At 72.3% G+C, this 12,419-nt stretch carries 10 protein-coding genes; 4 read left to right on the forward strand and 6 right to left on the reverse strand.

Annotated elements, in window-relative coordinates:
* Positions 1–199: 199 nt before the first annotated feature.
* The 4 genes from AC3X7Z_RS06070 to dnaK all read right to left on the reverse strand — a co-directional run bounded on the left by AC3X7Z_RS06070 (position 200) and on the right by dnaK (position 4,397).
* Positions 200–613 carry a heat shock protein transcriptional repressor HspR gene (locus tag AC3X7Z_RS06070; protein ID WP_186339381.1) on the reverse strand — a complete coding sequence of 138 codons (414 nt, stop codon included), beginning with the start codon at positions 611–613 and terminating at the stop codon, positions 200–202.
* Positions 610–1,797, reverse strand: a complete 1,188-nt coding sequence (dnaJ, locus tag AC3X7Z_RS06075) for a molecular chaperone DnaJ (RefSeq protein WP_186339382.1) — start codon at positions 1,795–1,797, stop codon at positions 610–612. The genes AC3X7Z_RS06070 and dnaJ overlap by 4 nt, the downstream gene beginning before the upstream one ends.
* Before the next feature lie 72 nt (positions 1,798–1,869).
* Entirely contained in the window at positions 1,870–2,538 is a 669-nt protein-coding gene (gene grpE / locus AC3X7Z_RS06080) for a nucleotide exchange factor GrpE (protein ID WP_241005235.1), read from the reverse strand.
* Positions 2,535–4,397, reverse strand: coding sequence for a molecular chaperone DnaK (gene dnaK, locus AC3X7Z_RS06085; protein WP_186339383.1), 1,863 nt, complete (start codon positions 4,395–4,397; stop codon positions 2,535–2,537). Before dnaK ends, grpE begins: the two co-directional genes overlap by 4 nt.
* Positions 4,398–4,584: 187 nt before the next feature.
* Between dnaK and AC3X7Z_RS06090 the strand changes: the two genes are divergently transcribed.
* Positions 4,585–4,875 carry a Dabb family protein gene (locus AC3X7Z_RS06090; protein ID WP_186339384.1) on the forward strand — a complete coding sequence of 97 codons (291 nt, stop codon included), beginning with the start codon at positions 4,585–4,587 and terminating at the stop codon, positions 4,873–4,875.
* A 195-nt stretch (positions 4,876–5,070) separates the two neighbouring features.
* Here AC3X7Z_RS06090 and AC3X7Z_RS06095 read toward each other — a convergent pair whose 3' ends face one another.
* Positions 5,071–5,871 carry a GNAT family N-acetyltransferase gene (locus AC3X7Z_RS06095; RefSeq protein WP_186339385.1) on the reverse strand — a complete coding sequence of 267 codons (801 nt, stop codon included), beginning with the start codon at positions 5,869–5,871 and terminating at the stop codon, positions 5,071–5,073.
* A gap of 84 nt (positions 5,872–5,955) precedes the next feature.
* Between AC3X7Z_RS06095 and AC3X7Z_RS06100 the strand changes: the two genes are divergently transcribed.
* The 3 genes from AC3X7Z_RS06100 to AC3X7Z_RS06110 all read left to right on the forward strand — a co-directional run bounded on the left by AC3X7Z_RS06100 (position 5,956) and on the right by AC3X7Z_RS06110 (position 10,402).
* The gene (locus tag AC3X7Z_RS06100; RefSeq protein ID WP_186339386.1) at positions 5,956–6,666 is read left to right on the forward strand and encodes an SGNH/GDSL hydrolase family protein; all 711 of its coding nucleotides are present in this window, start codon (positions 5,956–5,958) and stop codon (positions 6,664–6,666) included.
* Positions 6,667–6,875: 209 nt separating this feature from the next.
* Positions 6,876–8,885: a M4 family metallopeptidase gene (locus tag AC3X7Z_RS06105; protein ID WP_489975330.1), complete on the forward strand. Its 2,010-nt coding sequence runs from the start codon at positions 6,876–6,878 to the stop codon at positions 8,883–8,885.
* A 77-nt stretch (positions 8,886–8,962) separates the two neighbouring features.
* A complete protein-coding gene (locus AC3X7Z_RS06110; protein ID WP_489975331.1) occupies positions 8,963–10,402 on the forward strand; it encodes a M28 family peptidase in 1,440 nt (479 codons plus the stop codon).
* A 48-nt stretch (positions 10,403–10,450) separates the two neighbouring features.
* Here AC3X7Z_RS06110 and AC3X7Z_RS06115 read toward each other — a convergent pair whose 3' ends face one another.
* Complete coding sequence (locus AC3X7Z_RS06115; RefSeq protein WP_489975332.1) at positions 10,451–12,397, reverse strand: M3 family metallopeptidase; 1,947 nt, start codon at positions 12,395–12,397, stop codon at positions 10,451–10,453.
* Between the last annotated feature and the right edge of the window lie 22 nt (positions 12,398–12,419).

A 12,419-nucleotide genomic window follows, 5' to 3' on the forward strand; every position in this document is an offset into this window, starting at 1 on the left:
GTCCCCGGGGTAGCCCCGGAGAGGCCGACCGGTGACGCGCACCGGTCCGCCGTCTCGAGATTGCGCTGCCGCACCCCGCGCACAGTAGCGGCAGGCCGCGACACCCGGGGCCGGTTGCGCCGCGAGCCAGGCCGCTAGGTCGGCCGGCGACGCGTCGTGCCCCCGCTGGGGCGCGTCGACGTCGATGGCGGGAGCTACGTCAGGACCCGCGGCGCCAGACGACGAGGGACTGGCTGACGGACTGGTGCCGCACGGGGAGCTTGTTGTCCGAGCGGGCGGCCGCCCGCAAGGCCAGCCCGCGGCGCAGGGCCTCGAGCTCGCCGTCGAGCTCGGCGTTGCGGGCGCGGAGGTCGTCGACCTGCCGCTCGAGGTCCATGATCCGCCGCACTCCCTCGATGCCGATGCCGGCCCGGGTCAGCTCCGCGATCTCGCGCAGCCGCTCGATGTCGCGGTGGGAGTAGCGGCGCCCACCGCCCCCCGTGCGGCCGGGCCGGATCAGCCCCATCCGCTCGTAGGCGCGCAGCGTCTGCGGGTGCAGGCCGGTGAGCTCGGCCGCCACGGAGATGACGTACACCGCCGCGTCGGGCGAAGGGGGGTGGAGCGCCCCGCTCATGAGTCGAAGAGCCCTGCTCGCAGCGGCTTGCCGGCGGTCGCCGCCCGGTAGGCCTCGAGGGCCTCGCGAGCGGTCGGGTCGAGGTGGGCCGGGACCTGGACCTCGACGGTGGCCAACAGGTCGCCCTTGCTGCCGTCGCGCCGGGTGGCGCCCTTGCCGCGCACCCGGAAGGTGCGTCCGTTGGGCGTGCCCGCCGGGATCTTGAGGGTCACCGGCGCGCCCCCGAGGGTCGGGATCTTCACCTCGGCACCGAGGGCGGCCTCGTCGAACGAGACGGGCACGTCGATGGTGAGGTTGTCGTCCTTGCGACCGAACACGCGGTGCGGCGTGACCTTGACCTTGACGAACAGGTCGCCGGCGGGTCCGCCGTTCTCGCCCGGCGCGCCCTTGCCCTTGAGCCGGATCCGGGCGCCGTCCTTGACGCCGGCCGGGATCCGGGCCTGGATCGTGCGCGAGGAGGTGCCGCGACCGCTGCCGTGGCAGGTCGGGCACGGCTCGTCGTAGACCAGCTGACGGCCGCCGCAGGCGGGGCAGGTCTCGTTGATGGAGAACGCCCCGCCCGTGCCGGACACGACGAATCCCGCGCCCTCGCACTCGGGGCAGATGTGCGGCCGGGTGCCCGGCTTGCCGCCGGTGCCCTGGCACGTCGGACAGGCCGAGTCGGAGGTGAGCCGGAGCGAGACGGTCACGCCGTCGAGCGCGTCGGTGAACCCGATCGTGGCCGAGCTCTCCACGTCGGCTCCCCGACGCGGCCGCGGCTGCTGGCCACGGCCGCGCTGGGCGCCGCCGAAGAGGTCGCCGAACATGTCGCCGATCCCACCGCCGGCGCCGGCCCTGTCGCGGAGCAGGTCGTCGAGGTTGAAGCCGCCCCCGCCGAACCCGCCACCACCGCCGCCGAAGCCGCCGCCCATGCCGGTGCCGAACCCGCCCTGGGCCTGCAGCGCGCGAAACTCGTCGTACTTGGCGCGCTTGGCCTCGTCGCCGATGACGTCGTAGGCCTCGGCGACGGCCTTGAACTTCTCGTGCTTGGCCTCGTCGCCCGGGTTGGAGTCGGGGTGGTTGGCGCGCGCCAGCTTGCGGTAGGCCTTCTTGATGTCGGCCGCGCTGGCGTCCTTGGCCACGCCGAGGACCTGGTAGAAGTCCTTGGTCGCCCAGTCGTTGCGGAAACCTTCGTTGTCAGCCACGGATCAACCTCCCTTCGTCCTCGACGTGGTCATCGGTGCGTGTGCTCGATCGCGACATCGGCCGGCGCCGGGTCAGGCGTCGGCGGGCTCGACCACGAGCACCTGGGCGGCCCGCACGACGCGGTCGCCCATCCGGTAGCCGCCCTTGGCGACGTGCTTGACGGTCGTCACCTCGACGGCAGGGTCGGCGCCCATGTTGCTCAGCGCCTCGTGCATGGTCGGGTCGAACGCGTCACCCGGCTCGCCGAAGCGCACCAGGCCTGCCGCGGCGACCACCCGCTCGAGCTGGTCGGCCACCGCCTTGAGGCCACCCTCGAGCTCGCCGTGCTCGCGGGCACGGTCGATGGTGTCGAGGACCTCGATCACGGGGGTCAGCGCCTTGTAGGCCGCGGACTCGGCGACGAACTGCCGGTCGCGGTCGACCCGCTTGCGGTAGTTGGCGTACTCGGCCTGGACGCGCTTGAGGTCGTTGGTGAGGTCGGCGACCGCCTTCCTCAGCGACTCCCCGTCGTCCTGGCCCGCGTCGTCCGGGCCGTCGGGGCGCTCCTCGGCGGTGCCGGGGGCGTCACCGGCGACGGCGTCACCGGCGACCTGCTCCTCGACCTCGGTCTGGGCGGGGGCCTCGCCCGCGGCGGCGCCGAAGCCGCCGGAGCCCTCCGGAGAGGGAGCCGCGGTGGGCTCCCCCTCCGGGAGGTCGGTCGCCTCGGTGCCCGTCATGGGCTCGTCGGGGCGCTGCGTCACTTGGACTCACCCTCGGCGGCGCCGTCGGTCGACTCGTCGACGATCTCGGCGTCGACGACGTCGTCGTCGGACTCACCGGTGGCCCCGGTGGTGCCGCCCGCGGCGGCCTGGTCGGCCTCGGCGGCGGCGTACATCGCGGCACCCATCTTCTGGCTGGACTCGCCCAGCTTGGTGATGCCCGCGGTGATCTCCTCGGAGGACGCGTCCTCCTTGGCCAGGGTCTCCTTGAGGGCGTCGACGTCGGCCTGGACCTCGGTCTTCACGTCGTCGGGGAGCTTGTCGGCGTTGTCGGCGAGGAACTTCTCGGTCGTGTAGACGAGCTGGTCGCCCTGGTTGCGGGCCTCGATGGCCTCGCGGCGCCGGGCGTCCTCCTCGGCGTACTGCTCGGCCTCCTTGACCATGCGGTCGATCTCGTCCTTGCTGAGCGCCGAGCCACCGGAGATCGTCATCGACTGCTCACGGCCGGACGCCTGGTCCTTGGCCGAGACGTGCACGATGCCGTTGGCGTCGATGTCGAAGGTGACCTCGATCTTCGGCACGCCGCGGGGGGCCGGCGGGAGGCCGGTCAGCTCGAAGTTGCCGAGGGGCTGGTTCTGCGACCACATCTGGCGCTCGCCCTGCGCGACCTTGATCTCCACCGACGGCTGGTTGTCGTCGGCGGTGGTGAAGATCTCCGACCGCTTGGTGGGGATGGTGGTGTTGCGCTCGATGAGCGTGGTCATCACGCCGCCCTTGGTCTCGATGCCGAGGGAGAGCGGAGTGACGTCGAGGAGCAGCACGTCCTTGACCTCGCCCTTGAGCACACCGGCCTGGAGCGCGGCGCCGAGCGCCACGACCTCGTCGGGGTTGACGCCCTTGTTGGGCTCCTTGCCGCCGAGCAGGTCCTTGACGGCCTCGGCCACGGCGGGCATGCGGGTGGAGCCACCCACGAGCACCACGTGGTCGATGTCCTTGACCGCGACGCCGCCGTCCTTGAGCACCGACTGGAACGGCGCCTTGGTGCGCTCGAGCAGGTCGGCCGTCAGCTTCTGGAACTCGCTGCGGGTCAGCTTCTCCTCGAAGTGGAGCGGGCCGGACTCGCCGTGGGTGATGTAGGGCAGGTGGATCGTGGTCTCGCTGGAGGACGACAGCTCGATCTTCGCCTTCTCCGCGGCCTCCTGGAGGCGCTGCTTGGCGATCTTGTCGGCCCCGAGGTCGACGCCGTTGGCGTCCTTGAACTTCTTCACCATCCACTCGACGATGCGGTTGTCCCAGTCGTCACCGCCGAGGTGGTTGTCACCGGAGGTCGCCTTGACCTCGACGACGCCCTCGCCGATCTCGAGCAGGGACACGTCGAACGTGCCGCCACCGAGGTCGAAGACGAGGATGGTCTGGTCCTCGCCCTTGTCGAGGCCGTAGGCCAGCGCGGCCGCGGTGGGCTCGTTGACGATGCGGCTGACGTTGAGGCCCGCGATCTCACCGGCCTCCTTGGTGGCCTGGCGCTGGGCGTCGGAGAAGTAGGCCGGCACGGTGATGACCGCGTCGGTGACGGTCTCGCCGAGGTAGGCCTCGGCGTCCCGCTTGAGCTTCTGCAGCACGAAGGCGCTGATCTGCTGCGGGGTGAAGGTCTTGTCGTCGATCTTGACCGACCAGTCCTCGCCCATGTGGCGCTTGACGGACCGGATGGTGCGGTCGACGTTGGTGACCGCCTGACGCTTGGCGACCTCGCCCACGAGGACCTCGCCGGACTTGGTGAAGGCGACGACGGACGGGGTCGTCCGGGCACCCTCGGCGTTGGCGATGACGGTGGGCTCGCCACCCTCCAGAACGGCGACGACGGAGTTGGTCGTGCCGAGGTCGATGCCGACCGCTCGAGCCATGGTGTTACCTCCTGCGTGTGGATGACGGTGAGTCTGCGTGCCATCCTGCCGTGTGGTCCACGGAGGAGGCAAAACAGTTGAGTCGATCTGACTCAAGTCTGTTCATGGGGTACAACGCAGGGCGCACCCAGATGTTCCCCGATCGGCGCACTCGTGATGTGACGTGGATCGCTCTAGCCTTGCGCGCATGATCCGCCACACCGTCGCCTTCCGGCTCCACCACGCCCCCGGCTCCGCGGAGGAGGCCGACTTCCTGGCCGCCGCCCGGGCGCTCGCCGACGTCCCCGGCGTCACGGCGTACGAGCAGCTGCGCCAGACCAGCGCGAAGAACGACTTCACCTTCGGCTTCTCGATGGAGTTCGCCGACCAGGCGGCGTACGACGGCTACACCGAGCACCCGGTCCACACCGCGTTCGTCGCGGAGCGGTGGGTGCCGGAGGTCGCCGACTTCCTCGAGATCGACTACACGCCGCTCTGACCCGGCCGGCCTCCGGGCTCCGGCCGGCCGCGGACCCCGACGTGTCGGCGGAGTCTGACACCTGGAGGGGATTGCAACCGCCTCCAGGTGTCGGAGTCCCCGCTCGAGCGGGGACTCCGACAAGGGCACCCCAGGGCACACCAGGGCACACCAGGGGCACCAGGGCAACCCGGCAGCAGACAGCCGACCGGCAGGTCAGCGGGACCAGACGTAGGGCGTGGTGGTGGTGACCGCGCGGAGGCCGGAGCGCTCGAGGATGGGGCGGGACATGTCGGTGCAGTCGGAGTGGATGTAGCGGATGCCGCGCTGGAGGGCGGAGCGGGCGCGAGCGGCGACGAGGGCGCGGTAGATCCCGCGGCCGCGGAGCTCGGGGAGGGTCGCGCCGCCCCAGATCCCGGCGAACTCGGTGCCCTCGACGGGGGTGAGGCGGCCCGCGCACACCACCCGGTCCCCGACCTCGGCCACCCAGAGCTCGGAGCGGCCGGTCTCGAGCTCGGCCAGGGTCGCGGCGAGCGAGGGGCCGCGGCCGTTGCCGAAGACCGACTCCTGGGCGGCGAGCATCCGGGCGACGTCGGCGGCGGCGGTCGGACCCGGCTCCAGCCGGCGGAGCACGACGGGGCCCTCGGCCGTGTCCGCGAGGGGCACCGCGACGTCGAGCAGCGCCGCCTCGCCGATCATCACGGTCTCCTGCGGCTCGGCCGCGAGGCCGTGGGCGAGGAGCCGCGCGCCGAGGTCGGCCGGGCAATCGTGGCCGCGCGACTTCCACTCGAACGACGTCACGTCGGTGTCGTCGCGGTAGTGGGCGACGGTGCGCGCGATCAGCGCGTCGAGGTCGTCGCCCTCGACACCGCCGAGGTCGCGGTAGGACACGAAGCCGCCGTGCTCGAAGACCCCCCACCACAGCGGGCCCTCGCGTCGTACGCCCTGCGCCCCGGCCATCTCGGCGTCGGTGCGCAGCTGCTCGTCGTAGGCCGCCAGCAGCGGGTCCGTCGTCATGGGTGGACACCCTAGGCCGGGAGTCGGGGGAATCTCAGGGGTTTTCCGCTGCGCGGGGCCGGGCCGTGGGCGCACACTTGTCCTGTGCCGCAGGCAGGAAGCCCGCGCCGGGTCGCCGGCGCCTCGGGAGTCGTGCTGCTGCTCGCCGCCCTCCTGGCGTTCTACGTCGCCGACGTCGCCGGCGCCGGCCCGTCCCGGTGCCAGCAGCACCGCGTCGAGGCCCGCGAGCGCGCGCGCGCCGTGACCGGCGACGGCTCCCCCGTGCTCGTGGTCGGCGACTCGTGGTCCGTCGGGCTCGGCCTGGACGACCCGGTCGGGTCGTGGGCGAGTCGCCTCCCCGGCGAGGTGCACGTCCGCGGCTTCTCCGGCTCCGGCTTCAGTGCCCGGGCCAGCGGCTGCGGCCGCGTGTCGTTCCACGACCGCGCTCCGACGGCGTTGGGCGTGCGTCCACAGCTCGTCGTCGTCGCCGGCGGGCTCAACGACTACGACCAGCCCGCCCGCGCCATCGACCGCGGCTTCCGCGCCCTGATGGCCGACCTGCGAGGCCACCACGTGGTGGTCGTCGGCCCCGCGAGCGCTCCGCTGCGCGCGGGCGCCGTGCCGAGGGTGGACGAGCAGCTGGCCCGGCTCGCCGCGCTCTACGGCGTGCCCTACGTCCCCACCGGCGACCTCGACCTCGACTACCTCGACGACCGGCTCCACCTCACCGCGGGCGGGCACCGCGCGTTCGGCGACGCGGTGGCCGCGCGGCTGGCGGACGTACGCCCGACGCGCCCGGCCGTGCTGGCGCGCTGACCCGCACCGGTCGGTGACCGGTCGCCCGCCGTCGACTATCGGACACTTCCGCCGACGATCGGCCGAACGGTGCAGGTTCTCGCGTTGCACGAACACGCAGATCGGCGCTCATTGACGGGGTGGTCGGCGATTGCGACTTTGTGCAGAGGTCTGCAGCACCCAATCCACCCTCGCGTCCGCCGGGCGCGAACTCACGATTGGACATCCCAGTGAAATCACTCCGTCCGGCCTTCCTGGCCGGTATCGCAGCGTCAGCCGTCGCTGCGTCCTTCCTGGCACCGGCCGCCACCTCGGCCGGCGCCTCCCCCGCGGCGGGCGACCCCCGTCTCGAGGCCCAGCAGGCGGCGTCCGCCTGGGTCAAGGGCCACTCCCGCGCGCTCGAACGGGCCGCAGCGGACGCCTTCGTCCGCACCGGCACGTTCGAGGGCGACAGCGGCATCTACGCGATGGCCTACGAGCGGACCCACGAGGGCCTGCGCGTGGTCGGGGGCGACTTCGTCGTCCTCGCCGACGCCGACGGCCAGGTGGTCGGGTCGTCGGTCGCCCAGGAGGCGCCCGTCGCGATCAGCGACACCACCGCCTCGGTGCCCGCGGCGCGCGCGAGCGCCGTCGCGACGGGACGACTCGACGAGGTGGCCGACGCCTCGGCGCCCGAGCTCGTGGTCTGGCACCGCGACGCCGGCACCCGCCTCGCCTACGAGGTCGAGGTGCGCGGCACCGACGCCGGCGAGGTGTCGTGGCAGAAGGTCTGGATCGACGCCGAGGACGGCAGCGTCCTCGAGGCGCGCGAGCAGATCGCCCACGGCACCGGCACGGCGGCCTACTCCGGCCCCAACCCCCTGCCCATCGCCACCAGCGGCTCGGGCAGCAGCTACTCGATGACCGACCCGACGGCGACCACGCTGCGCTGCCAGGACGCCGCCACCAACACGACCTTCACCGGCAGCGACGATGTGTGGGGCAACGGCAACGCGACCAACCGCGAGACCGGCTGCGTCGACGCGCTCTACGCCGCCCAGCAGATGAAGGCGATGATGTCGTCGTGGCTGGGCCGCAACGGGATGAACGGCTCGGGCGGGTGGGTGCCGATCCGCGTCGGGCTCAACGACATCAACGCCTACTACGACGGCACGCAGGTCCAGATCGGCAAGAACCAGGCCGGCGCCTGGATCTCCGCGATGGACGTGGTGGCGCACGAGTTCGGCCACGGCGTCGACGACAAGACGCCCGGCGGCATCTCCGGCGGCGGCACCCAGGAGTTCATCGGCGACGCGCTCGCCGCGGCCACGGAGTACTACGACGGCCAGGCCGCGCCGAACGACTCCCCCGACCACACCGTCGGCGAGGAGGTCAACCTCGTCGGGCAGGGCCCGATCCGCGACGGCTCCAACCCGGCCAACGTCGGCGACCCGTCGTGCTACACCAGCTCGATCCCCACCGCCGAGGTCCACGCGGCCGCCGGCCCCGGCGACCACTGGTTCTACCTGCTCTCACGTGGCGGGGTGTCGAAGTGCGACGGCACCTCGACGACCGGCATCGGCGAGCAGGCGGCCATCAAGGTCCTCTACAACGCGATGCTGATGAAGACCAGCTCGTCGAACTACCTCAAGTACCGCACCTGGACGCTCACCGCGGCGAAGAACCTGGACAGCACGTGCGCCCAGTTCAACGCCGTCAAGAACGCCTGGGACGCGGTCAACGTGCCCGCCCAGACCGCCGACCCGACCTGCGGTGGCGGCACCACACCGCCCCCGACGACCGGCGGCAACATCCTGGCCAACCCGGGCTTCGAGTCCGGCACGACGGGCTGGACGGGCAACACCGGCGTGATCACCTCCAGCACCAGCCGTCCGGCCCGCACCGGCTCCTTCAAGGCCTGGCTCGGCGGCAACGGCCGGACCAGCACGGAGACGATCAACCAGACGGTGACGATCCCGGCCAGCGCGACGGCGGCCACGCTGTCCTACTGGATCCGCACCGACACCGCCGAGAGCGGCTCGACGGCGTACGACCGGATGCGGGTGCAGGTCGTCGACGGGTCGACGGCCACCACGGTGCGCACCTTCACCAACGTGGGCACCAGCACGACGTACACGCAGTACTCGCACAGCCTCACCTCCTACAAGGGCAGGACGGTCACCATCCGCTTCACGATGACCGAGGACGCCTCGCTCCAGACCAGCTTCGTGGTCGACGACACCGCGCTGAACGTCTCCTGACGCCAGCCACTCCGTGACGGGGCGGGGCAGCGACCGCTGCCCCGCCCCGTTCCCCTGTCCAGCACCCGGGAGATCCCATGCGCTCGCTCCGTACGCCCGTCCTGTCCGCCGTGGCCACCGCCGCCCTCGTCGCCGGCGCGCTCGTCGGCGGCACCCCGCCCGCGGTCGCGGCCCCGTCGCCCGACCTCAGCATCGCCAACGCCACCGCCCACCTCCAGCAGCTGCAGTCGATCGCCACCGCCAACGGCGGCAACCGCGCCACCGGCCGTCCCGGCTACAAGGCCTCGCTCGACTGGGTGCGCGCCAGGCTCGACGCCGTCGGCTACACGACGCAGGTGCAGCAGCTCTCGACCTCCTCGGGGACGTCCTACAACCTCGTGGCCGACTGGCCGGGCGGCGACCCCGAGCACGTGGTGATGACCGGCGCCCACCTCGACAGCGTCGCCGCAGGCCCCGGCATCAACGACAACGGCACCGGCTCGGCCGCCGTGCTCGAGGCCGCCCTCGCCTGGGCCGCGAGCGGCAACACCCCCCGCAACCACCTGCGGTTCGCGTGGTGGGGCGCGGAGGAGCAGGGCCTGCTCGGCAGCAACCACTACATGCGCACCCTGCCGGCCGCCGACAAGGACCGCATCGAGCTCTACATGAACTTCGACATGGTCGGCTCGCCCAACCCCGGCTACTTCGTCTACGACGACAACCCGGCCGGCAACGGCGCCCGCGACGCGATGACGGCGTACTACACGTCCAAGGGCATCGCGTGGGAGTACGTCGACGTGCAGGGCCGCTCGGACCACGCGTCGTTCCGCAGCCAGGGCATCGCCACGACGGGCATGTACTCCGGCGGCGAGACCACCAAGACCGCCGCGCAGGCGTCGAAGTGGGGCGGCACCGCCGGGCGGGCGTTCGACCCCTGCTACCACCGCGCGTGCGACACGACGGCCAACGTCGACACCACCGCGCTCGACCGCAACCTCGACATGATCGGCCACATGGTGTGGCTCCACGCCGACAAGGACTACGGCGCCACCACCCCGCCGCCGACGACTCCCCCCGCCGGCACCAACCTGCTCGTCAACCCCGGTTTCGAGTCCGGGGCGAGCGGCTGGTCGGGCACGTCGGGAGCGATCACCAGCAGCGCCTCGCGCCCGGCGCGCACCGGGACGTGGAAGGCGTGGCTGGGCGGCAACGGGCGGACGACGTCGGAGAACGTCTCCCAGCAGGTGAGCATCCCGGCGTCCGCCACCGCGGCGTCGCTGGCCTACTGGCTCCGCACCGACACCGCCGAGTCCGGCTCGACGGCGTACGACACCCTCAAGGTGCAGGTGATCAGCGCCGGCACGACGACCACCCTGCGCACCTTCTCCAACGTGGGCGCCGGCGCGGGCTACGCGCAGTTCTCCCACAGCCTGCTCGCCTACCGCGGCAAGACCGTCACCGTGCGGTTCCTGATGAGCGAGGACGCGTCGCTGCAGACGAGCTTCGTGCTCGACGACACCTCGGTGACGACGAGCTGAGGCCGCCGCGCAGGCGAGGGCCGGTCCTGGCCCTCCCGGTCGCCCGGCTCACTCGGCGAGCCAGGCAGCCCAGCTGTCGAAGGAGTAGGGCCGGCCCAGGAAGTCGGCGACGAGGTCGGCGGCGTCCTTGCGCCCACCCATCGCCAGCACCTTGTCGCGGTAGGCGTGGGCGACGTCGGCGGCGAAGAGGTCGTCGGGGTCGAAGGCGGAGAACAGGTCCTTGGCGATCACCAGCGACCACATGTAGGTGTAGTAGCCCGAGGAGTAGCCGTCGAGGTGGCCGAAGGCGCAGTGCATGTGCGCGCCCTCGAGCGGCGGGATCACCGAGTAGCGGCGCTGCAGCTCGTCGCCGTAGGCGGTGAGGTCGTCGTGCCGCTCCGCGTGGAACCAGTAGGACCGGGCGGCGTACGACATCTGCTGGACGGCGTAGAGGCCCTTGCCGAAGTGGTCGGCCCGGCGCATCGCCGCGACCAGCTCGGCCGGGATCGTCTCACCGGCCTCGTTGCGGGCGAAGGTGGCGAGCACGTCGGCGTCCCACGCCCACTCCTCGAGCATCTGGCTCGGCGCCTCGACGAAGTCCCACTCCGTGGCGACGCCGGAGAAGCGGGCCCACTCGCCCTGACCGGCGAGGACGTGGTGGACCAGGTGGCCGAACTCGTGGAAGAGCGTGACCACCTCGTCGTGCTCCATCAGGCCGCGGGCGAAGTTGCACACCAGGACCCCCTCGGGCAGCTGCTCGCCGGCGATGCCCTTGACGAGGTCGAACTGGGCGGCGTGCTTGAACTTGCCCTCGCGTGGGTGCAGGTCGAGGTGGATGCGCCCGATCCGGGTGCCGTCGAGCTCGACGTCATAGCTGGCGACGTCCTCGTGCCAGGTGCCGGCCTCCTCACGGGCGACCGGCGTCCAGGTCAGGCCGAACAGCCGACCGGTCACGTCGAGCAGGCCCTGCCGCACCTGCTCGAAACCGAAGTAGGTGCGCACGACCTGCCCGTCGACGTCGTACTGCTCGCGGCGCACGATCTCGGAGTAGTAGCGCGAGTCGTAGCCGGTCACGGTGTCGGCGGTGGGGTCGTCGACGCGCTTGCGCTCGAGCAGGACGGCGACCTCCTGGCCCGCCCGCTCCTTGGCGGCCTCGCCGATCCGGTCGATGAAGTCGGCGACGGCCTGGCCGCTCCCGATCATCTTCACCTCGGTGTCGTAGTCGGGCCACGAGTCGTAGCCGAGCAGCTGCGCGGTCTCGCGACGCACGGCCAGCAGGTCCTGCAGGACCTGGTCGTTGGCCGGCCAGGCCACGTTGCTGTGCGCGAGCGCGAGGTCGTGGCGGGCCTCGGCGTCGGAGCCGAAGGTGAGGAAGGGGACCAGGTCGGGGTAGTCGGTGGTGAGGGTGACCAGGCCGTCGTCGTCGGGGGCGTGGGCGGCGCGGTAGTCGTCGGGCAGGCCGGCGAGCCGCTCCGGGGCGATCCGGATGGAGCGGACGTCGTCGCGGATGGTGCGCCCGAAGTCCTGCGACAGCTTCACGGCCTGCTCGCTGAGCGCGCGGAGCCGGTCGCGGGTGGCGTCGTCACGGTCGACGCCCGCGCGCCGGAAGTCACGCAGCGTGTGGTCGAGGACGCGGCGGGCGTCGGCGTCGAGGGCGGTGAGGTCGGAGGACGTCGCCAACCGGTCGAGGACGGCGTAGAGGTCGCGGTCGAGCCTGAGCTCGGTGACGTACTTCTGGACCTCCTGGCCCAGGTCGTCGGCCCGGTCGCGGACCGCGGCGTCGGGGTGCACCTCGGCCCACAGCGCCACGGCCTCGGCGTTGGCGAGGGCGGTCTCGGCCTTGTTCCACGCGACGAGGACGACGGGGGCGTCGGACGAGCCGGCCTTGACCAGCCCGACCTGGCGGCGAGCCTCCTCGAGCTGGTCGTGGCAGCGCCGCGTCACCCAGTCGAGCCAGTCGCCGTCGCCGGGAAGGGTGATGGGGGCAGGAGCGGGGGCGAGGGGATCGGTCGGCACCGGGCGAGCCTACGGCCGCGCG

The organism is Nocardioides sp. Z24_21, from assembly GCF_058134345.1.

Coding starts and splice junctions, on each gene's coding strand:
- AC3X7Z_RS06070 (WP_186339381.1), bottom strand. CDS start 613: ATGAGCGGGGCGCTCCACCCCCCTTCGCCCGACGCGGCGGTGTACGTC.
- dnaK (WP_186339383.1), bottom strand. CDS start 4,397: ATGGCTCGAGCGGTCGGCATCGACCTCGGCACGACCAACTCCGTCGTC.
- AC3X7Z_RS06110 (WP_489975331.1), top strand. CDS start 8,963: ATGCGCTCGCTCCGTACGCCCGTCCTGTCCGCCGTGGCCACCGCCGCC.
- AC3X7Z_RS06095 (WP_186339385.1), bottom strand. CDS start 5,871: ATGACGACGGACCCGCTGCTGGCGGCCTACGACGAGCAGCTGCGCACC.
- AC3X7Z_RS06090 (WP_186339384.1), top strand. CDS start 4,585: ATGATCCGCCACACCGTCGCCTTCCGGCTCCACCACGCCCCCGGCTCC.